Annotated in this window: 20 protein-coding genes and 2 riboswitches; of the genes, 10 read left to right on the forward strand and 10 right to left on the reverse strand. The window is 55.7% G+C overall.

Going from position 1 to position 21782, the window contains the following annotated elements:
* Positions 1-45: 45 nt before the first annotated feature.
* Positions 46-918: an arginase family protein gene (locus tag HV213_RS14385; RefSeq protein WP_181486189.1), complete on the reverse strand. Its 873-nt coding sequence runs from the start codon at positions 916-918 to the stop codon at positions 46-48.
* Positions 919-1067: 149 nt separating this feature from the next.
* Between HV213_RS14385 and HV213_RS14390 the strand changes: the two genes are divergently transcribed.
* The gene (locus tag HV213_RS14390; RefSeq protein WP_181486190.1) at positions 1068-1649 is read left to right on the forward strand and encodes a TetR/AcrR family transcriptional regulator; all 582 of its coding nucleotides are present in this window, start codon (positions 1068-1070) and stop codon (positions 1647-1649) included.
* A 63-nt stretch (positions 1650-1712) separates the two neighbouring features.
* Here the strand turns inward: HV213_RS14390 and katG are convergent, their stop codons facing one another.
* Positions 1713-3890 (reverse strand): catalase/peroxidase HPI, encoded by a 2178-nt coding sequence (gene katG / locus HV213_RS14395; RefSeq protein WP_181486191.1) that lies wholly within the window; start codon positions 3888-3890, stop codon positions 1713-1715.
* A 265-nt stretch (positions 3891-4155) separates the two neighbouring features.
* Positions 4156-5088 (reverse strand): LysR family transcriptional regulator, encoded by a 933-nt coding sequence (locus HV213_RS14400; RefSeq protein WP_181486192.1) that lies wholly within the window; start codon positions 5086-5088, stop codon positions 4156-4158.
* Between the two features lie 99 nt (positions 5089-5187).
* Between HV213_RS14400 and HV213_RS14405 the strand changes: the two genes are divergently transcribed.
* From HV213_RS14405 to HV213_RS14445, 9 genes are all read left to right on the forward strand, one after another.
* Positions 5188-5622, forward strand: coding sequence for a DMT family transporter (locus HV213_RS14405; protein ID WP_181486193.1), 435 nt, complete (start codon positions 5188-5190; stop codon positions 5620-5622).
* Between the two features lie 9 nt (positions 5623-5631).
* Positions 5632-6093, forward strand: coding sequence for a DMT family transporter (locus HV213_RS14410; protein ID WP_181486194.1), 462 nt, complete (start codon positions 5632-5634; stop codon positions 6091-6093).
* A gap of 59 nt (positions 6094-6152) precedes the next feature.
* Positions 6153-6232: riboswitch (ZMP/ZTP riboswitch) on the forward strand.
* Between the two features lie 19 nt (positions 6233-6251).
* Positions 6252-6884: a LysE family translocator gene (locus HV213_RS14415; RefSeq protein ID WP_181486195.1), complete on the forward strand. Its 633-nt coding sequence runs from the start codon at positions 6252-6254 to the stop codon at positions 6882-6884.
* A 215-nt stretch (positions 6885-7099) separates the two neighbouring features.
* Positions 7100-9019 carry a penicillin-binding protein 2 gene (gene mrdA / locus HV213_RS14420; RefSeq protein WP_181486196.1) on the forward strand — a complete coding sequence of 640 codons (1920 nt, stop codon included), beginning with the start codon at positions 7100-7102 and terminating at the stop codon, positions 9017-9019.
* A gap of 104 nt (positions 9020-9123) precedes the next feature.
* Positions 9124-9861, forward strand: coding sequence for a glutamine amidotransferase (locus HV213_RS14425; RefSeq protein WP_181486197.1), 738 nt, complete (start codon positions 9124-9126; stop codon positions 9859-9861).
* Positions 9862-10000: 139 nt separating this feature from the next.
* Positions 10001-10993, forward strand: a complete 993-nt coding sequence (locus HV213_RS14430) for an alpha/beta fold hydrolase (RefSeq protein ID WP_181486198.1) — start codon at positions 10001-10003, stop codon at positions 10991-10993.
* Between the two features lie 81 nt (positions 10994-11074).
* The gene (locus HV213_RS14435) at positions 11075-11815 is read left to right on the forward strand and encodes a response regulator (protein ID WP_181486199.1); all 741 of its coding nucleotides are present in this window, start codon (positions 11075-11077) and stop codon (positions 11813-11815) included.
* Positions 11812-13155, forward strand: coding sequence for an ATP-binding protein (locus HV213_RS14440; RefSeq protein ID WP_181486200.1), 1344 nt, complete (start codon positions 11812-11814; stop codon positions 13153-13155). The genes HV213_RS14435 and HV213_RS14440 overlap by 4 nt, the downstream gene beginning before the upstream one ends.
* A gap of 102 nt (positions 13156-13257) precedes the next feature.
* Entirely contained in the window at positions 13258-14448 is a 1191-nt protein-coding gene (locus HV213_RS14445; protein ID WP_181486201.1) for a cytochrome c biogenesis protein/redoxin, read from the forward strand.
* Positions 14449-14595: 147 nt separating this feature from the next.
* Here HV213_RS14445 and tnpA read toward each other — a convergent pair whose 3' ends face one another.
* The 7 genes from tnpA to HV213_RS14480 form a co-directional block, all read right to left on the reverse strand.
* Positions 14596-15054 carry an IS200/IS605-like element IS1541B family transposase gene (gene tnpA, locus HV213_RS14450; RefSeq protein WP_141132629.1) on the reverse strand — a complete coding sequence of 153 codons (459 nt, stop codon included), beginning with the start codon at positions 15052-15054 and terminating at the stop codon, positions 14596-14598.
* A 197-nt stretch (positions 15055-15251) separates the two neighbouring features.
* Positions 15252-16733 carry a pyridoxal phosphate-dependent decarboxylase family protein gene (locus HV213_RS14455; protein WP_181486202.1) on the reverse strand — a complete coding sequence of 494 codons (1482 nt, stop codon included), beginning with the start codon at positions 16731-16733 and terminating at the stop codon, positions 15252-15254.
* A 9-nt stretch (positions 16734-16742) separates the two neighbouring features.
* Positions 16743-18128 (reverse strand): diaminobutyrate--2-oxoglutarate transaminase, encoded by a 1386-nt coding sequence (locus tag HV213_RS14460; RefSeq protein ID WP_181486203.1) that lies wholly within the window; start codon positions 18126-18128, stop codon positions 16743-16745.
* A 307-nt stretch (positions 18129-18435) separates the two neighbouring features.
* The gene (locus tag HV213_RS14465) at positions 18436-19371 is read right to left on the reverse strand and encodes an ABC transporter substrate-binding protein (RefSeq protein ID WP_181486418.1); all 936 of its coding nucleotides are present in this window, start codon (positions 19369-19371) and stop codon (positions 18436-18438) included.
* Between the two features lie 25 nt (positions 19372-19396).
* Positions 19397-20137: an ABC transporter permease gene (locus HV213_RS14470; protein WP_181486204.1), complete on the reverse strand. Its 741-nt coding sequence runs from the start codon at positions 20135-20137 to the stop codon at positions 19397-19399.
* Complete coding sequence (locus HV213_RS14475; RefSeq protein WP_181486205.1) at positions 20134-20862, reverse strand: ABC transporter ATP-binding protein; 729 nt, start codon at positions 20860-20862, stop codon at positions 20134-20136. The genes HV213_RS14470 and HV213_RS14475 overlap by 4 nt, the downstream gene beginning before the upstream one ends.
* Positions 20859-21554 (reverse strand): TenA family protein, encoded by a 696-nt coding sequence (locus HV213_RS14480; protein WP_181486206.1) that lies wholly within the window; start codon positions 21552-21554, stop codon positions 20859-20861. Before HV213_RS14480 ends, HV213_RS14475 begins: the two co-directional genes overlap by 4 nt.
* A 65-nt stretch (positions 21555-21619) precedes the next feature.
* A riboswitch (TPP riboswitch) is annotated at positions 21620-21721 on the reverse strand.
* Between the last annotated feature and the right edge of the window lie 61 nt (positions 21722-21782).

Here is a 21782-nt window from a genome sequence, read left to right on the forward strand (position 1 = left end):
CAGGGAGTAGGCCGTGTTCCCCTGAGGATATCAGGGGAACGGCAATCATTTGAGAAGTGGTAATTCGGCAAGCATCTGCTTAAGGTTTATTGCGTCCCAGGGCAGATGTTCCGCGACGGTAAGCCCTACAGGAGCGGCCAGCGCGCAGGCCTGATTAACTAAGGTAACCACCTCGGGCATTGTCAGTTTACCCTCAGCCACATCACCAAAATCGTGTTCCCCGCGTCCCGGTCTGGCGAAGAGCACCGAGCGGAATAGCTCGGGGTTAAGCACATCAAGGTCAAGATGGACAGCCAGATATTCAATACCTTCGCGGGTTATCCAGTCACTTACCGCCTGAGCGCCGTCTCTCACCGCTTGCGGATCGCAGGTCGCGATAGCGTGGTCGGCAAGAAACTGTGCTTCATATTCCAGCGGGCTGTGAATACCGGCAATCATCGCCTTAAGCGGCGATAGAGGCGTTTTAACGTCGCGAGTCAGCTCGTTGTCGCCCACGCCCATCAGCGCGCCAAGAACGTGAGCATGAGAGTGCGGATATTGTGCCGGGGTCATCACGTCCGGGTGCGAGTCAATCCACAGGATGCCAAGTTTATCGCCATATTTCTCAGTGAGATAAGCGAACGGCGCCAGTGAGACCAGACAATCGCCACCCAGCGTCACAATGGTTTGTGGACGGTGCGCGGCGATTTTCTCCTGCGCATCACGCAACTGGGCAACAACCTGGCGACGTCCCACAATCCCGTTTTCATTCACCAGCGGTTTATCGGATGGCGGCGTGACGGCGACTTCAGCAACCGGCCCCTGCGATGCGGGAGCCAGCCAGGCAAGAAGCTGGGAACCAAAATAGTAGGGCGCGTTGTTGCCGCCTTGCCATTGCGGGAAGATCAGACGGAGATTATCGTGAGTTGAGTGAGTCATGAAGTCCTCGGTTCAGATGTGAATACAAAAATGAACGAACGTTCATTCACTCTATCTCTCAGCTGAAGTTTGCGCAAGTATCACGGTACAACGTCTAGCCAGTCCCGCGCAAAAGAGGCTAAAATCGCCCATCGCTGGAGGTTGTAAAAATGTCAAAAGATTCAGAAACGTACCATAAACTGATCGTCGCGGCGGCGGCCTGCTTTGCTGAAAAGGGCTTTAACACCACCAGCGTGCGGGAGATTGCTCAGCGTGCAGGGATTAGCCTCGGGGCGATGTATACCTATTTCAAAGGCAAAGATGAGCTGATTGAAGCGATCATCTTTGAAGAGCAGAAATCAGCGCTGGCAAAGCATCAGGAGCAGTTTCACGGCTCCTGCTTTGAGCAGATTTGCAGTCTCGCGACCTCGTGCATAGAGGAAGTGGGCTATCCGTCATCTCATCAACTGTGGGTGGAGATCATTGCGGAGTCGGCCAGAAAGGAGCATCTGCGCGCGGCTTTTTCTGCCAGCGACAAGGTTATGCGCGAGGGCGTGGCCGACATTATCCGCAAAGGCGTCGCAGCTGGAGAGTTTAGTCCACTTGTTGACGCGGAAGAGGCCACAATGACCATTTTCGCGCTTATTGATGGCTTCATTGGCCGCAAAGCGATAAACCCTGCGTTTAACGTTAAAACAGATGTGCGGAATTTTACGGTGATCATGGCGAGTATTTTGCAAAAGTTGCCGTGAACCGACTGATGGAAATAGGGCGAGAGAGAACCCCGACAGGCGCGAAGCCCGTCGGGGAAGGGATTACAGATCGAAGCGATCCAGATTCATCACTTTGGTCCATGCTGCCACGAAATCGGTGACAAATTTCTGCTGCGCATCGCTGCTGGCATAAACTTCCGCCAGCGCACGAAGCACGGAGTTGGAACCAAATACCAGATCAACGCGGGTCGCAGTGTATTTTTCTTCGCCGCTCTTACGGTCACGACCGACAAACAGCTCAGATTGCTCGTCCACGGCTTTCCAGACGGTGCCCATACTGAGCAGATTGGCGAAGAAATCATTGCTCAACACGCCCACACGGTCGGTAAACACGCCGTGCTGGCTGCCATCAAAGTTCGCTCCCAGCGCACGCAGACCACCGACCAGAACGGTCATTTCCGGAGCCGTCAGGGTTAGCTGCTGTGCTTTATCGATCAGCAAGGTCTCTGTTGAAACACCGCCTTCAACGCGACGATAGTTACGGAAGCCATCGGCCAATGGTTGCAACAGGTCCATCGCTTCAACATCGGTCTGATCCTGACGCGCATCAACGCGGCCAGGCGCAAACGGTACGTTTACCCGTACGCCCGCAGCGGCAGCGGCTTGCTCAATACCAACTACGCCTGCCAGCACGATGATATCGGCCAATGACGCTTTGCCCGACGCTTTCTGAATCGCTTGTAGCGTCGGCAGAACGCGGGAGGCAATGGTGTTGACTGTCCAGGATTTCTGCGGCTCCAGCGCCAGACGCGCGCCGTTGGCACCGCCGCGCTTATCGCCACCACGGAAGGTGGACGCTGATGCCCAGGCAACGGAAACCAGTTCACTGACCGACAGGCCTGCCTCGGCAATGGCGGTTTTCAGCGTGGCGATATCGGCAGGGGTCGGAGCGTGGATGGCTGCCGGTAACGGGTCTTGCCAGATCAGGTCTTCTTTCGGTACTTCCGGGCCCATGTAACGGGATTTCGGCCCCATATCGCGGTGGATCAGTTTGAACCACGCGCGGGCAAAGGCTTCGTTAAAGGCCTGCGGATCGTTAAGGAAACGGCGGGAAATCTTATCGAATTCCGGGTCGAAGCGCAGCGTCAGGTCGGTGACCAGCATCGTCGGCTTACGTTTTTTATCCGGATTAAACGGGTCAGGAATAATCTCCGGAGCGTCCTGCGCTTCAAACTGAATTGCGCCAGCCGGGCTGCGGGTCTGTACCCACTCATATTTGTACAGGTTTTCGAAGAAGTAGTTGCTCCACTGGGTCGGGGTTTGCGTCCAGACCACTTCCAGGCCGGAGGTGATGGCATCCGCGCCCGCACCGCTGCCGTAGCTGTTCGCCCAGCCTAGGCCCTGTGCTTCGATTGGTGCCGCTTCCGGCTCGGCGCCAACGTGGGTGGTCACTGCGGAACCGTGCGTTTTACCCAGCGTATGGCCCCCGGCGATCAGCGCGACGATCTCTTCATCGTCCATCGCCATATTGCCAAAGGTGGCGCGAATCGCAGAGGCTGCGGAGAGCGGGTCACCGCTGGCGTTAGGCCCTTCCGGGTTAACGTAGATCAGACCCATCTCGGTGGCGCCAATGGCTTGCTTATTCAGGCTTTCCGGATGGCGATGCGCCAGCCACTCGGTTTCGTTCCCCCAGTCAACATCCAGATCAGGTTCCCACACATCTTCACGACCGGCACCGAAACCAAAGGTACGGAAACCGGAGTTTTCCAGCGCCACGTTGCCTGCGAGCATATACAGGTCGGCCCAGGAAATTTTCTGACCATATTTCTGTTTCACCGGCCATAGCAGGCGACGGGCTTTATCCAGGCTGACGTTATCTGGCCAGGAGTTCAGCGGCGCAAAGCGCTGCTGACCACGGCCCGCGCCGCCGCGTCCGTCAACGGTACGGTAAGTACCGGCGCCGTGCCAGGCCATACGAATAAACAACCCAATATAGCTGCCCCAGTCTGCTGGCCACCACTCCTGCGAGTCGGTCAACACGGCGCGGATATCGGCTTTCAGCGCTGAATAGTCGAGTTTTTTGAATTCTTCCCGGTAGTTAAAATTTTCACCCAGCGGGTTCGATCGATTGGAGTGCTGATTTAGCAGGTCCACACGTAGTTGGTTTGGCCACCAGTCGCGGTTGCCGGTACCACCACCGGCGCTCTGCGTTGGCGTTTCGGCGTGGAAAGGGCATTTCCCTGCCGATGGGGTGTTCGAAGGATCGTTTGACGTGCTCATATCAGGCTCCGTTTGCTTTTGTGAATGCCATTACGATATACACTGCTACCAATAAGCGATATTTGAATGAGTCTACGGATTTAATAGCTATTTCCGTTCAATTACTATTATAAAAACCGCGCAATTATTGTTGTTAAACGGTTGGTTATCAAAACCAGTGTAATAACCATAGTCGTAACAAAGGGGTAAAGGAAACGTTAAAGTGCTTTCGTCATCGCCGAATGCTAATTGTTTGAGTTATGACAATTTTAGTGCGTATAACCGCTTAGCGCTGCCAGTATAAAGGCGTACCAAAAGCGTCGATAAAATAGTCAATCACCGCGCGCACGTTTAGTGAGGGATGCCGGGCGTGAGGGTAAATGGCGGAAACCGGCGAAGGCGTACTGCTGATAGCGGCGGTATAATCGGTCATCAGTTTAATAAGCCTTCCTTCGCCAATCGCTTCATTCACCATCCAGTCGGGAAATAGCACCACGCCCATACCGCCCAGCGCAGAGGTTAGCAACGCATCGGCATTGTTTGAGGCCAGCTGCGGAGTTTGCGGATAGTGCACCCATTCTCCATCCGCAAGGCGGAACAGCCAGCGATTAGGTCCGTTTGAACCGCTGTAGACCAGCGTGTTGTGTTGGCGAAGATCCTCTGGCGTCTCCGGAATGCTGCGCCGTTGTAGATATTCCGGGGCTGCAACCAGGTAGTGGTGCTGCATACCAAGCACTCTGGCATGAACGCTGGAGTCCGGCAGGCTGCCGATACGAAAAATAACATCGGTAGCTTCACGGTGAGGGTCGATGAAGTCATCGGTCAGCGCCAGTTCAATTTGCATCTGCGGATACTGTTCCGTCAGGCCCGGCAGCCACGGCGCGATATGGCGCTGACCAAAATAGACCGGGGCGTTGATGCGCACCAGTCCACCAGGCTGGAGGCTCCGGTCCTGAAGATCGCGCCTGGCGGCGCTAAACTGTTCGCTGATGCTTCTGGCATGAGCGGCGAACAGGCGTCCGGCTTCGGTTGGCACCACTGCGCGGGTGTTTCGATAAAACAGCTGTTGACCGAGGGAATCCTCAAGCTGATGGATGACCCGCGACACCATAGAGGGAGAAACACCTTCCCGCCGTGCGACTACTGAAAAACTCTGGCTGTCGTAAACAGCGATAAATAGCTGTAGCGCCCGAAAATTCACATTGTCTGAATCACTCATTAATGCAATATCCGCAATAGTGTTTCCTTGATTGTATCGTTTTTTACATCACTCCGCTGCTTTATGCTCTGCCGCCTGATCAATAAGCGAGTAGCAACGATGCAGTTATTACTGATTTTTTTGGTGATTGTCGGCGGTATGGGATTGTCCGTTGAAGCCGGTCTTTTAGGGCCGCTGGCCGGGCAGGTAGGGGATTTATGGGCCACTTTCAGTATTTTTGGCGTTGGAACCGCGCTGACGTTTCTGCTGATGCTGCTGTTTGGCCCACGACAAAGCCCTTCATTTTTCTCCTTGCCGGGCTGGCAGCTCACCGGGGGCATTCTGGGGCCGATTTACGTCGTTATCTTAACCGTTGCCGTTCCGGTTATCGGTATCGCCATGACCATGATTGGCATTCTCGCCGGTCAGGTATGCAAAAGCCTGCTGATCGACCATTACGGATTGTTTGGCTCGCCAAAACGTAAAATTGATGGTCGGCGGCTTATCGCTCTGCTGTTTATCGTTGTCGCCCTGATTTTAATCGCCACAAGCTGAGGATATCTCATGAGTAGCATAATGATTTTGCTGGCGCTGGTTGGCGGCGCAATGTTGAGCATGCAGGCTGCGATCAATGGCCGGTTAGGCAACCAGGTTGGCGTATTCCGTAGTGCGTTTCTCACTTTTGCGGTAGGTGGAGTGATTACGGCGCTACTGATTTTTTACTTTGAACCCCGTCAGGCGGCTACGCTGCTGGATGTACCGAAATGGCAGCTTCTGGGCGCATTCTGCGGCGTGCCCTATATTGTGATTATGGTGCTGGCGGTACAGCGTATTGGCACCGCAACGGCCACGGTGGCGGTGATTTTTGGCCAACTGGCCATGAGTCTGCTGATTGATAACTTTGGCTGGCTGGGAAATGATGCCATCACTTTTTCGCCTGGACGGCTGGGGGCGATTATCTGCCTGGGGCTGGCGCTTTTCTTTATCTATCGCTCCAGTACGGCGAAAAAAGACAAAATCAGCTGAAAGATGGCGCCCACCTGTTCAGGTGAGTTGCCCCTCGCCGCCGAACACGACCATACTGTTCAGCACCATGTTACTGGCGCTTAAGACAGGTTACTGTTGGGGAACATGGTTTTAGCCGCCGCGCGCCTGGGCATCACTTCATTGACTGGAGATATGCTATGCCTGAGTTTTCGTCGTTGCTAACCTTTGCTCTTGTCGCCCTTGGTCTGGTACTGACGCCGGGGCCGAATATGATCTATCTGATTTCGCGCTCGATTTGCCAGGGAAGAAGGGCCGGGCTGGTTTCCCTGGGCGGTGTAGCGCTGGGTTTTGTGTTTTATATGCTGTGCGCCGCCTTCGGTATCAGCGCGCTGATCTTCGCCGTTCCCTATGCATATGACATTTTACGTATCAGCGGCGTCGCATATTTGCTGTATCTGGCCTGGCAGGCGGTGAAGCCGGGAGGCCGTTCGGTCTTTGCGGTGCGCGATCTGCCCGCAGATAGCGGCCGCAAACTGTTTTTGATGGGCTTTGTGACCAATCTGGCGAATCCAAAAATCGCCATTATGTATCTCTCTTTATTGCCGCAGTTTATTACGCCAGGACACGGCAGCATTCTCTCTCAGTCTTTGGTGCTGGGGTTTACCCAGGCAATAATTAGCGTAGCGGTCAATGCGCTGCTTGTGGTGCTGGCCGGGCAGGTTTCACAGTTTCTTGTTGGACGTCCTTTATGGCAACAGTTTCAGCGCTGGCTGATGGCGACTGTCCTGGCAGGGATGGCGGTAAAAATCGCCTTTGAGGCACGCAGGTAGCAGACGGCCTCTCTGTATGCGGGTAATGGATATTGACCTCTGTTGCGTTGCCAACAGAGGTTAATAGTGTGACGTTGTCACTTATTATCCCTCACATACTGATACATTTCTGCCAAATCATTAGCAACCTTTCGGTAGGGCTCCCGCGTCGATAACGCTATTCTTCCCCGCTTTTCCCTTTTCAGGCCCTTTGTAATCCAGGTAAATGACCGCTAATGTCCCTAATGAGAGATGAAATTCGCGACCACTCAGCGGAAGAGATGCTATTTATTCGCCGTGCTGTCATTGCTTTTCTACTGGTGGTGGTCTGCTTTGCCATACTGATTATTAACCTCTACCGCCTGCAGGTAGATCAGCACGACTTCTATCAAACTCGCTCAAATCAGAATGACATCAAAATGCTGCCCATTGCGCCGAGCCGGGGGCTGATTTTCGACCGCAACGGCATTCCGCTGGTGCAAAACATCACCCTGTACCGTTTACAGGTGATCCCGAGCAAAATCGCCGACATGACGGCGCTGCTGCAACAGCTCACGCCGATTGTTGATTTAACGCCCGAAGATATTGCTGATTTCCGCGACGACATGCACCACAACAGCCGCTACAAAGAGGTGACCTTAAAATCGGATCTCAGCGACGTGGAAGTGGCGCGCTTTGCGGTCAATGAATTTCATTTCCCCGGCGTCACCGTTGATAGCTATCAGCAGCGCGATTACCCGTATGGCGCGGAGTTGGCGCACGTTGTCGGTTATGTCTCGAAAATCAACGACAGTGACCTGCAAAAGCTGGCGAAAGCGGGCGAAGAAGAGAACTACGCCGCTGACCATAATATCGGCAAGCAGGGCATTGAAGGCTATTACGAGAAAGCGCTGCACGGCACCACGGGATATCAGGAAGTTGAGGTGGATAACCATGGCCGGGTGGTACGTCTGCTAAAAGAGGTGCCGCCGGTTGCCGGAAAGAACATTTACCTGACGCTGGATCTGCATTTGCAGCAGTATATCGAGTCGGTGCTGAAGGGGCAGCGTGCGGCGGTAGTAGCCGTTGATCCGCGCGACGGCGGGGTGCTGGCAATGGTCTCCAGCCCGAGCTATGACCCAAACCCATTTGTCAGAGGTATTGGCTATCAAGCCTACCGCTCGCTGCTCGATAATACTGACCGGCCGCTGATTAACCGGGTAACCCAGGGGCTGTATCCGCCCGCCTCAACGGTTAAACCCTATATGGCGCTGTCGGCGCTGTCGGCAGGGGTCATCACCCCAACAACTTCTTTCTTCGGCGCGCCGACCTGGACGTTACCCGGCACCCAGCGGCGCTATCGCGACTGGCTGAAGAGCGGTCACGGTATGCTTAACGTCACCAAAGCGATTGAAGAGTCGGCGGATACCTTTTTCTACCAGGTGGCGTTCGAAATGGGCATCGATCGTATCCATGAGTGGTTAAGCAAATTTGGCTATGGCCAATCAACCGGCATCGATCTTAACGAAGAGTACGCCGGAGTGTTGCCGAGCCGGGAATGGAAGCAACGGGTGCATAAAAAACCGTGGTATCAAGGGGACACTATCTCCGTCGGTATCGGCCAGGGCTACTGGATCGCCACGCCGATTCAGATGGTGAAAGCGCTGACTACGCTTATCAATAACGGCAAAGTGCAAAACCCGCATCTGCTTTACTCTATGAAGCAGGGCAATAAGGTCGAGCGCTATCAGCCGCCGCAAAATTTACCGCAGGTTGGCGACCCGCATTCACCGTATTGGGGAATCGTGCGCAACGGGATGTACGGCATGGCGAACCAGCCCAACGGCACGGGCTATAAGCTGTTTCATACCGCGTCGTATCAGATTGCGGCGAAATCCGGGACTTCGCAGGTCTTCAGCCTGAAGGCTAATCAGGTGTATAACGCCAAAATGATACCGGTACGCCTGCGCGATCATATTTTCTATACCCTGTTTGCGCCGTATCAGCATCCGAAGGTAGCGATGGCGCTGATTCTGGAAAACGGTGGCGGCGATGGGGTGGTTGCCGGGCCAACGGCACGCGCGATCCTCGACCATATTTTTGACCCGGCGAATACGCCAGCGGCGCAAGGTGCACAATCGACGGTGCCGCAGGTAGACAGCGCCGACGCGCAATAGGGCATTATTCACTCAGAGCATAAGCGTTAACGGATTGGTTATTTGCCGCCGTTAGCGCTTTTGCTCATAGTAGAGTTCTGTGTTGTTGTGAAAAAGGCGTTCTGATGTCGTTAAGCCGAAATACGCTACTTCTTATCCAGACCGGCACTCCGCCGGTTGAAATCTCCTCTGACCATGGCGATCTTCCCGTCTGGTTCGGTCATTTGCTCGCGCCGTGGCGCAATAAAATCAGCGTGGCGCGGGTGTTTGCCGGGGAACCGCTTCCCGCGCCGGATAGCCACACCGTGGCGGTGATCACCGGGTCCTGGGATATGGTGACCGAGCGCCTGCCATGGAGTGAAATGACCGCTGGGTGGATCCGCGACGCGATGGCTATTGAGATGCCGCTGTTTGGCGTTTGCTATGGGCATCAGCTTATGGCGCACGCCCTTGGTGGCGAGGTGGATTACCATCCTGCAGGGCGCGAAGCCGGAAGCAAAACCGTTACTCTCTCTGCGAATGGATTAACTGACAGGCTGCTGGCTGACCATCCGGCCCCCTTCAGCGCACATCTGACGCATATGCAAACCGTGACCCGACTGCCGCAAGGGGCGAAGGTGCTGGCCTCGTCCAGGCACGATCCGCACCAGATTGTTCGCTATGGCGAGCATGCCGTCTCCACGCAGTTCCACCCGGAAATCACTCCGGAAATTGCTCGATCGCTGATTGCGTATCGTCAGGCGGTACTGCGTAATGAGGGCGTTGACCCGGACAAACTGAGCCGTGAAGTCGAAGAGAGTCCTGTGGCATCGGCGATTTTGACTCGTTTTGTGGCTAACTATTTGCCGCCGGATAACGTCTGATTTTTCCGTTTTGTATCACCGTGTATCTGAGCGCAATGACGATACACGGTGCGACAAAATCCCCCCTCTGCGCGCACAGTGCAGATACATCGCGGTGTTGTGATAGGCCTGTCATCCAAACCATGAAGAGGCAACCATCATGAACACCACTTTTTTATCCCGTAAATATGCCGCCCTGGCGCTAATCTGCTCCTCACTGGTTTCCGCCAGCGTCTGCGCGGCGGAGGACAGCGCCGCCTTTAACGCTCTGCATCAGATACAGGCGGGCGATCTCAATATTGGCTATGTTGATATCGGCCCGCGCGACGGGCAAGCGGTGATCCTGCTACACGGCTGGCCTTATGATATTCAGAGCTACGCCGCCGTCGCCCCGGCGCTGGCGCAGAAGGGCTACCGGGTGATCGTGCCTTATCTGCGCGGTTACGGCACCACGCGCTTTATTTCAGCGAAAACGCCGCGCAACGGTCAGCCTTCGGCGATGGCGAAAGATATCGTCAATCTGATGGATGCCTTGCATATCAAACAGGCTGATTTTGCCGGTTTTGACTGGGGCGCACGTACGGCGGATATCGTAGCCGCGCTGTGGCCTGAGCGGGTGAAATCGCTGGTTTCGGTGAGCGGGTATCTGATTAGCAGCCAGCAAATTGGCGAAAAACCGCTGCCGCCGCAGGCCGAGCTGTCGTGGTGGTATCAGTTCTATTTTGCCACCCCGCGCGGTGAGGCGGGCTATCGGCAGAACACTCACGATTTTGCGAAGTTTATCTGGCATCAGGCTTCACCGGGCTGGCAGTTTAGCGATACGCAGTTTGCACAGAGCGCGCAGGCGCTGGATAACCCCGATCACGTGGCGGTGACCATTAGCAACTACCGCTGGCGCTTAGGGCTGGAGAAAGGCGAAGCGAAATACGCAAACTACGAGCAGAAACTGGCGGCTTTGCCGACTATTGGCGTTCCAACCATCACCATCGAAGGTGATAACAACGGTGCACCGCACCCGGCACCTGAAAGCTATCGCGCTAAATTTACTGGCAAATACGAGCATCGCGAATTCAAAGGCAATATCGGCCATAACCCGCCGCAGGAAGCCCCCCAGGCGTTCGTGCAGGCAGTTGTCGATGCCGATCATCTGTAACTGCTGCGCCGGGGTGTGAAGTTGCGCTTCCGGCGATAGCGCATATTCTCTTTGAGTGGCATTTTTTTACCGGAGCCTGCTTTGGAACGTATTGATCATATTCTGGTTGTTGATGATGACCGCGATATTCGTGAGCTGGTCACCGGTTATCTGGAAAAGTCGGGATATCGCGCGACGGGGGCCGCCAACGGCAAAGCGATGTGGGCGGTACTCAACGCGCATCAAGTGGACCTGATCGTTCTGGATCTGATGCTGCCCGGCGGCGACGGTTTAATTCTCTGTCGCCAACTGCGCAGCAACGGTCAGCAGGATATTCCGGTTCTGATGTTGACCGCGCGAACCGACGACAGCGACCGAATTCTGGGGCTTGAAATGGGTGCCGATGACTATCTGGTGAAGCCCTTTGTCGCTCGCGAGCTGCTGGCGCGCATCAAGGCCATTCTGCGCCGCACCCGGGCGCTGCCGCCAAATTTGCAGATTACCGAGGCCGGACGACTCATCGCCTTTGGCGGCTGGCTGCTGGATACCTCGGCAAGGCATCTGCTTGATGACAGCGGTACCATCGTTGCGCTAAGCGGTGCGGAATATCGGTTATTGCGGGTTTTCCTCGATCACCCGCAGCGGGTACTGAATCGCGATCAGCTGCTGAATTTGACGCAGGGAAGGGATGCCGAACTGTTCGAGCGCTCCATTGACCTGCTGGTGAGCCGTTTACGTCAGCGCCTGCGCGAAGATGCCCGCGAACCGGCCTATATCAAAACCGTCCGTAGCGAAGGCTATGTGCTCTCGGTTCCGGTGTCGATTCGCGAGGCCCGCGAATGAAGCTTTGGCCCGCATCGTTGCAGTCCCGACTGGTTGTGATGATTTTCCTCGCGCTGCTGCTGGCCAACGCCTTAACGCTATCTTTGTTACTTTATGAACGAATGAGCAGCGCCCGCAGCGTGATGCTGGGCAACCTCGAATACGATGTCGCCACCAGCGTGGCGATCCTTAATCGTCTTCCTGCCGCCGAACGCCCACAGTGGCTGGCGCGGCTGGCACGCGGTAACTATCGCTATCAGCTTACGGCGGGGCAAGGCGGCGACTATCCCACCAGCTGGCGGGTACGTGATGCGGTGCGGACATTGCAAGAAACGCTCGGCGGCACTTATCCGCTAAGCATTGTGGCGATCCCCGGTCCGCGCGAGCATATTCAGGCCCACGTCACGCTGCACGACGGCGCGCCGCTAACCATTGATTTGTGGCCGCGCCTGCCGGCGATCGCCCGTTGGCTACCCGTGGTACTGGCCGCACAATTCTTACTGTTGTTGTTTTGTGCCTGGTACGCCGTGCGTCAGGTGGTGCGCCCGATGACCCGTTTCACCCGCGCCATTGACCACCTCGAACCGGCAATGAATGTGCCTGAGGTGATGGCAGAACAAGGGCCGCTTGAAGTTCGCCACGCGGCGCGGGCATTTAACGCCATGCAGACGCGTATTCACGACCATTTACAGGAGCGGGCGCGGATCCTCGCGGCGATCTCTCACGATCTGCAAACGCCAATTACCCGTATGAAGCTGCGGGTTGAGATGGCGGAGCGGCCGGAACTACGCGACAAGCTTCTGGAGGACCTGGACAACATGACCCGCCTGGTCAGAGAGGGGATCGCTTTTGCCCGCTCCACCCAGCCGCTGGAAGAGACGCGCCAGCGCCTCAACCTGAATGATTTTCTCGACACTATCGTCTGTGATTATGCTGATGTTGGCAAAGCGGTGCGCTTTATTCCCGGCGCTATCCAGCGACCGGTGCTGATTCAGCCGCAGGCGCTGCGGCGCATTATGAGCAATCTGATTGATAATGGGCTGAAATTTGGCGATAGCGTCACCGTTAGCCTCGAAGATGCGCAAAATGGTGATATTACAATTAAGGTTGCCGATGAAGGGCCAGGGATCCCCGATGATCAACTGGAGGCGGTGCTGCAACCTTTTTATCGGCTGGAGAATTCGCGCAATCGCGATACCGGCGGCACTGGGCTGGGTCTGGCAATTGCCGCACAGCTAGCCAGTCAGATGGCGGGCAAGCTGACGTTGCGCAACTGCTCAAGCGGCGGTCTGGAGGCCTCGGTGCTGCTGTTTGCCACCGCTTTGTATCCTTCTGTATCCCCGAGCGCTACAGATAACTAAGCTGACAAATTCCCGCGATTTCAGACACTTTAGCCATACATACGCCTGCTGTAATGGGTTGGCTGCCGCTTCAGGCAGCTAACTCATCTGAGGAGAGCGTGTATGTCCATTCTGATTGCTTTTTTCGGCGGTATGCTGACGCTGCTGAGCCCCTGTACCTTGCCGGTTATCCCGTTAATTTTTGCCAGCGTGCGCGGTAAAAGGGCTCATCTGCTGCTGATGCTTAGCGGCATGGTGCTGATGTTTACCGCCGTTTCGCTGCTGGTGACGGTTGCCAGCAGTTGGGTGGTGAGCCTGACGCTTGCCGGACGCTGGCTGGCGCTGCTGTTTTTGGCGCTGGTCGGAGTGAGCCTGATATCCACAAAGGCCGCGCAACGCCTGGCGGCTCCGGTGGTGGCGTTAGGTAATCGTATTAACGCGCGCAGCTATCAGCACGCCGGAGGGGCGGGCGCGCTGCTGGCGGGTCTGGCCACCGGCTTGCTGTGGGCACCGTGCGCCGGGCCGGTACTGGGCGCGATCCTCAGCCTTGGATTTATTCAGGGCAGCTCGGTCACTAGCGGATTACTGCTGCTGTCTTACGGCAGCGGCAGCGCGCTGATGCTGGCTCTGTTGTGGCTGTTCGGCTCCCGGCTGACTGCGCGTTTGCGTAAAGGTCTGGCTTTTAGCGAACGCCTGCGTCAGCTGGCGGGCGTGGCGATGCTGGCATCGGTGGTGCTGATAGCCCGCGGGGCGGACAGTTTTCTACAAGGGGCTAACGGATTGACGCAACGGCTGGAGCAGCGTCTCAGCGCTGGTTTGCCGCAGCCGGAGCAAAAAGCGGTTCTACAGCCGGTTGTTGCGCCGCAGCCAACCAGCGAAATGCCTGCACTGGAAGGTGGTAGCGCGTGGATCAATAGTCCGCCGCTCAGTAACGCTTCGCTAAAGGGCAAAGTGGTGTTAATCGACTTCTGGACCCGAGATTGTATTAACTGCCAGCATACGCTGCCCTACGTGCGCGAGTGGTCGAATAAATATCGCGCTGCCGGGCTGGTGGTGGTGGGCGTACATACTCCGGAGTATCCGTGGGAGCGTTCGCTGCCCGCGCTGCGTGAAGCGGTCACAAAATGGCAACTGACTTACCCTATTGTGGCGGATAACGGTTACGCCATCTGGAACGCGTTTGGTAATCAGTATTGGCCCGCGCATTATCTGTTCGATGCCAAAGGCAAGCTGCGCTATACGGCTTTTGGCGAAGGAGACTACGTCCAGCAGGAGAAGATGATCCAGCAGCTGTTACAAGAGGCGAGAGCCTGACAAAGGTTTTAGTGACAACGTCACTTATTTAAATGTAAAAATAAATATCCTCCGGCATAGCCGGAGGTTTTTCATATGCGCCTATAAGGCTCTGTTGCCAGCCGCGCCCTAACAGGCGCATCGCGATCTGACATTTGCATTTATGGATTACTTACGGCCCGTAAACGGGCTGCCCGGATAGGGGATCGAGAGTTGCTCACCCATTTTATCCTCTTCCAACTGGTGCTTTATGTATTCTTGTATCCTGGCTGTATTTTTCCCAACCGTATCAACGTAATACCCTCGGCACCAGAATTCCCTGTTACGGTATTTGAACTTCAAATCGCCAAACTGCTCATAAAGCATCAGGCTGCTCTTTCCCTTCAGGTATCCCATAAAGCCCGACACACTCATTTTGGGCGGGATTTCCAAAAGCATATGGATGTGATCCACACAGCATTCTGCTTCCAAAATATTCACGTTTTTCCATTCGCACAGCTTTCTTAAGATACTGCCTATCGCTTTGCGCTTTTCCCCGTAGAACACCTTTCTTCGGTACTTCGGCGCAAAAACTATGTGATATTTACAGTTCCATCGCGTGTGCGCTAAGCTCTTTTCGTCCCTCATTGGGACCCCCTTTTGATTTCTTGTTGAACGTTTGCAGTTGCCAGACCGCAAACTGTTTTAACAAATCAAAAGGGGTTTTTATAACTGGCTCAAAGCTGAAAGCTTTACAGAACCTCCAGCCTAGCTGGAGGTTTTCTGTGCACAAAAAAGCCGATAAAGTGAATTATCGGCTTTTCAGCGTTTATTGTGAAACTAGCTTACTGCGCCAACAGTTCCTGGGCGGTGCGTTCTACCAGGCTCAGCAGCACCTTCACGTCATCTAAGGTGACGATCGGGTTCAGCAGCGTCAGCTTCAGGCAGGTCACGCCATTGTGTTCGGTCACGCCGACGTTCGCACGACCGGAGGCCAATAGCGCATCGCCAACCCGCTGGTTGAGCAGGGCGATGGCGGCATCGTCGCTGCCCGCCATCTGCTGCGGACGCGAACGGAACAGCACGCTCGCCAGCTGCGGCTGCATTACCAGCTCCAGCGTCGGCTGCGTCTCGATGTAATCCGCCACGTTCAGCGCCATCGTTACGCCGTGATCGATGATCTCCGCGTACTGCTTCTGGCCCAGCGCCTCAAGACCCATCCACAGCTTCAGCGCATCGAAACGGCGGGTGGTTTGCAGCGATTTTGACACCAGATTTGGCACGCCGTGCTCTTCATCGAACTCAGAGTTCAGATAGGCAGCCTGATAGCGCATCAGCTCATAATGGCGGGCTTCTTTTAACAAAAACGCGCCGCAGCTGATGGTCTGGAAGAACTGTTTGTGGAAATCCAGGGTGATGGAATCCACTAATTCAATACCGTCCAGACGATCGCGATATTTCTCCGACATCAGCAGTGCGCCGCCCCAGGCTGCGTCAACGTGCAGCCAGATCTGATGCTCTGCCGCTACTGTCGCGATTTCCCGCAGCGGGTCAATCGCCCCCGCATCGGTGGTACCTGCGGTGGCGACGATTGCCATAATCTGCTCGCCGTTAGCCTGGGCTTGCGCGATTTTCGCTTTCAGGTCCGCAACGTCCATTCGCGCGAATTCGTCGGTTTTCACCAGCGTCACGGAACGGTAGCCAAGGCCCATCAGCGCCATATTCTTCTGCACCGAGAAGTGGGCGTTTTCAGAACATAGCACTTTGTACTGGCGAATATCGCCCGGCAGACCATCCTGCTGGATGGAATGACCCATACGTGCGAAAAAGGCATCGCGCGCCAGCATCAGACCCATCATATTGCTCTGGGTGCCGCCGCTGGTGAATACGCCTGCATCGCCAGCGCCGTAGCCTACCTGAGCGCGCAGCCACTCAATCAGCTTGATCTCGATGATGGTCGCTGACGGGCTTTGGTCCCAGGAGTCCATGCTCTGGTTTGTGGCGTTAATCAGCACTTCCGCCGCCTGGCTAATCACCAGGCTCGGGCAGTGCAGGTGCGCCACGCACTGTGGGTGGTGTACCGACAGGCTGTCTTTCAGGAAGTACTCGATCGCACGTTCAATCGCCGCCTGGTTGCCCAGACCCTGTTCGTTGAAATCAAGGGTGATGCGCTCACGCAGCTCGTCAACGCTTTTCCCCTGATACATCTCAGGTTGCTGCAGCCACTGCGCTACCGCCTGGCTGGTCTGAGCAATCGCTTGCTGATAGGCGTCAATACTCTGCGCGGAACCAGCAAGAATTGGATTCAATTTGGACATTGCGGTCACTTACTCCACTCAGACCGGTTTTACGCCGGCGGCCAGCAGGGCCTGTTCAAATTTGTCGAAGAAAATTTCCAGTTCCGCGTTGCTGATCAGCAGGGACGGCAGCAGACGCAGTACGCAGCCGTGACGGCCACCGCGCTCGAGGATCAGGCCCGCTTCGAAGCATTTCTTCTGCAGCAGTGCAGAAAGCTCGCCATCAGCCGGGTAGCTACCCATGTGATCCGGCGCTTCGTTCGGTTTGACGATCTCGATACCGATCATCAGGCCCAGACCGCGCACGTGGCCGATAACCGGGTAACGTTTCTGCATCTCGGCCAGTTTGCCTTTCAGCCACTCGCCCTGGGCGGCGACTTTATCGGCAATGTTGTTGTCTTTCAGGTGACGCAGTGTGGTCAGGCCGGTAGCCATCGCCAGCTGGTTACCGCGGAAGGTACCGGTGTGGTGACCTGGTTCCCAGGCGTCGAACTGCTTCTTGATACCCAGAACGGCCATAGGCAGACCGCCGCCTACCGCTTTAGACATCACGATGATGTCCGGCTCAATGCCCGCGTGTTCAAAGGCGAAGAATTTACCGGTACGGGCAAAGCCCGCCTGGACTTCGTCGATGATCAGCAGAATGCCGTGTTCCTGCGTCACTTTACGGATGCGCTGCAGCCACTCGACCGGAGCCGGGTTCACACCGCCTTCACCCTGAACGGCTTCGAGGATCACCGCAGCCGGTTTACGCACGCCGCTTTCAACGTCGTTGATCAGGTTTTCGAAGTAGTAGGTCAGCGCTTTCACGCCTGCGTCACCGCCGATACCCAGCGGGCAGCGGTACTGGTGCGGATAAGGCATAAACTGCACTTCCGGCATCATGCCGTTGACGGCTTCTTTTGGTGACAGGTTGCCGGTGACGGACAGCGCACCGTGGGTCATCCCGTGGTAACCGCCGGAGAAGCTGATGATGGAAGAACGGCCGGTGTATTTTTTCGCCAGCTTCAGCGCCGCTTCCACGGCGTCAGCACCGGTCGGGCCGGTGAACTGCAGGCAGTATTCTTTGCCTTCGCCCGGTAACTGGGAGAGCAGGTATTCACAGAAGCGATCTTTTAACGGAGTCGTCAGATCGAGAGTATGTAACGGCAAGCCGCTGGTAATGACACTTTGGATGCTCTGCAGCACATCAGGGTGGTTGTGACCGAGTGCCAGAGTACCGGCGCCGGCAAGGCAGTCCAGGTACTGTTTGTTATCCGCATCGGTCAGCCAAACGCCTTCCGCTTTGGTAATCGCAAGGGGTAGCTTGCGCGGGTAGCTCCTGACATTCGATTCGAATTCAGCCTGACGGGCCAAAAAGGTATCGTTGTTTGCATCTAATAAATCTGCGCCTAAAGTATCAATACGGACTTTATCCGTCATCATATCACTCCCACAACCAGCGTTACGGTTGAATGCTGGTTGAATAAATTGGTGTAAGAAATTGAATCGCTATGCATAAAGCGGGCACAATATATGGCTTTTTAAATCCGCATTCAACGTTTTATTGATTGCGGTATTTTTACGTTATTTTTACATTGTTAAAAATGGGGGTAACTCATTGATAGAAGTGAAGTGTTTTAAAGGATGAAAGACCTTTAAAATTGTAATTATTAGTGAAGTAATTTCTCATTTTTTATTACCGCTTCGCTGACGTTGCTGGCGAAAAAATTTCCGCCAGCACCAGGATGAATCAATGCAGTTCAAGCGCATAATTTGCTAAAGGTGTGACTTTTTTCACCAACTTGTTGTTATATAAAAACTGTTCGTAAGCTTCATAACGTGGTTTATCCAGCTCGGCCGGATTGGTAGCAAACAGAGGAATGGTTTTCAGCCATGCCTGCTTATTGAGCTCGGTGTTGAGCTCCGGATGCGCGGCGGCGAACGCCAGCCAGGTCTCCTGCGGATGGGTGCGCAGGTAGGTGACGCCTTTTTGCAACGCGGCGAGGAATGCTTTGATTTTCGGGGCGTTAACTTCATCGCGGTTGGCGACAATCACCAGTTCGTCATAGGCCGGTACGCCATAGTCCTCGACGTTCATCACCACAGGATCTTTCCCCTGAAGCTTAATTTCCAGCGCTTCTATATTACGGTAACCGCCAATGACCGCATCAACCTGACCGGCCAGCAGGGCACTGGTTAACTGGAAGTTCACATTGATAAGCTTAATGCTATTGGGATCGATTTGCGCGTGCTGCGCCATGGTTGCCAGCGTCGCCTGTTCAATACCGCTGACCGAATAACCGACTTTTTTACCTTTCAGGTCAGCCGGAGTTTTGATGTTTTTATCCAGCGCAATGACCGTGTTTAGCGGCGAGTTAATCAGCGTGCCGACACGCACCAGCGGCAGTCCTTCATCGGCAAAAAAGTGCACCTGTGGCTGATAGGTGATTGCCAGGTCGGCCTGACGGGCGGCCACCAGTCGTGGCGGCAGCGCCGGGTCGGATGGTGGTACAATTTTAACGTCCAGGCCCGCTTCTTTAAACGCGCCAATCTGCTCGGCGACCATTATCGGCGCATGATCGGGGTTGATATACCAGTCCAGCACCAGGGTGAGCTTCTCGTTAGCCAACGCCTGAGCGGTGAGCAGCGCGGTGAAGGCCATCCCGGTGAATATATGTTTATGCATCATTACTCCTTGTATTTCGAAAGGGTTATTCCGGCTTCCAGTTGATCAACCGGTGTAAAAAAGCATCCACCGCCAGCCACAGCAGGACTGTCAGCAGTACCAAAATAAACAGGGCGGCAAAACAGATATCGGTTTGCAGGCGGGCGTTGGCGTTGAGCATGACGTAGCCCAGCCCTTCGGCAGAACCGACCCATTCACCGATAATTGCGCCGATGGGGGCCACGGCGGCGGCCATCCGCAGGCCGGAACCGAGCGCCGGGAGCGCCGCCATCATCCGCACGTGGCGCAGTTGAGCGCCAAAAGATGCCCCCATGGTGCGCGCCAGATCGAGATAGTCGTTGTTGACCCTCCGCAGACCATCAAAAAACGCCGAAGTGACGGGGAAGAAAATCACCAGCACCGCCATCATGACCTTGGCGCTCATGCCGAAGCCAAACCACAGCACCAGCAGCGGGGCGAGGGCAAAGACCGGGATCGCCTGGCTGGTCAATACCAGCGGCATCAGCCAGCGCTGAAGACGCGGCGAGACGATCATGCACAGCGCCAGAACCACGCCGAGCAGGACGCCAAGCAGCAGTCCGCTGAGAATTTCACTCAATGTGATGAGCGAGTGCCAGCCGAGATAAGCCCGATTGACCCATAGCGCATTGCCGACTGCCGACGTTGATGGAAGTAAAAAGGCGGGAATGCCGCTACGACTTGCCAACCACCAGAGCAGCAGCAGGCCGCAGAACACCACGCAGCCACGAAACAGTTTCCCGCTCATCCGTTAGCCCTTATTAGCTGTTGCAATAGTTCCGCCTGGCTCGATAGCAGGTGAGGATCGTCGGGTGCACGCGGCGGAACGCCGGATAAGCGGTGTGAATCGTCGATATTACCGGGGGCGGGAGAGAGCACCAGCAGGCGATGGCTGAGCCGACAAGCCTCCATCGGATCGTGGGTAATCAGCACCACGGTGCGGTTCACCAGCAGCTCGGCGGCCAGCGTCTGAATTTTCGTGCGGGTGATGGTATCGAGCGCTGAAAAAGGCTCGTCCATCAGCACAATGGGTCGGTCTTCATACAGGGTGCGAGCCAGCGCCGCCCGCTGGCGCATACCGCCGGAGAGCGAGGCCGGGCGGTCGTTAGCGCAATGCTCAAGGCCAACCTGCTGTAATAAAGTCGCAACCCGCTGGGTATCAACCCGTTCCCCGCGCAGACGCGCGCCGAGGGAGACGTTGTCACGCACGTTTAGCCAGGGGTAGAGCAGATCTTTTTGCCCCATCCACGCCAGCCGTTTAGCTATCGGCTGACCATCGCTGGCGTGAACCTCGCCCGCAGTGGCTTTTGCCAGCCCAGAGAGAATGCGCAGCAGGCTGGTTTTCCCGGCACCGCTGGCTCCCAGCAGCGAAACCCACTGACCGCCGGGGATATCAAACGTCAGATTGTCGAAAACCAGCCGCGAACCGAAGCGCAGGCTCAGACCGCGCACCGTAATGCCGGGTGCAATCACGCCGGGCGCTCCGTGACGACATTCAGCCCCATTTGCCAGAAGTTAGCTTCCAGCCGCGTGGCGGTGGTAAAAATAGCGCTGAGTTCAGCAAAACGCGCCTCGCCGCCGCGCTGTTGCCAGAGCGTTTCCAGCAGGCTAATGGCGGCATTAACGCCGTTCAGGTAGCCCTCATCACCGTAGTTACGGATCCAGGATGCGTAAGGATTAGTGGTGAGGTTAGTCGCCGGATCGTGCAGCAGACCGAGGCCGATTTCCGCGTATCCGGCAACGCAGGGCATCAGCGCCGCCAGCAGATCCAGCGCGTCGCCGGAATGACCGATATCCAGCACGTAGCGGGTGTAGTTGAGGGTTTCCGCGGCTTCCGGTTCGCAAGCCATTGTCGCCTCATTCAGCCCCCAGCTGTTGCAGTAGCCAACATGCAGCGGGAGTTCGTCGAGGATGGCGTTCATCGACGCGGCGGCGGTACGCATTTCCGGTAGCGTACGCAGTTTACTGACCAGCAACGCATAGCTGCGGGCAAAGTGGATCAGAAACAGGTAGTCCTGGGTCAGATAGCGGCGGAAAGCGGGTTCGGGCAGGGTGCCGTCGGCGAGTTGGCGCAGAAAGGGATGGGCGACGTAATGTTGCCAGTCATCACCGGCCTGCTGACGCAGACGACCGTAAAGACCTTGAGTAAACGCGGGAAGAATCACAGGACCTCCTGATTAAGGGGAGATCCGGGCGTGCTGAAGTGTGAACAGGCAATGGCGCAAAACTGGCGGAAATGCCAACCCGTCCCTTCGCTGGCATGACCCAGATCAGGTTCAAAGGGTTCGGCTTACGCCATCTCAGCCCTCACGGGACACCCCTCGGTTTGGCCAATGTTATACGACATTCGCTTTTTGATTACAATGCTGTGAATTTGGCGAATTTAAGTGACA

Source organism: Klebsiella sp. RHBSTW-00484 (genome assembly GCF_013705725.1).
Taxonomy (GTDB): Bacteria; Pseudomonadota; Gammaproteobacteria; order Enterobacterales; family Enterobacteriaceae; genus Klebsiella.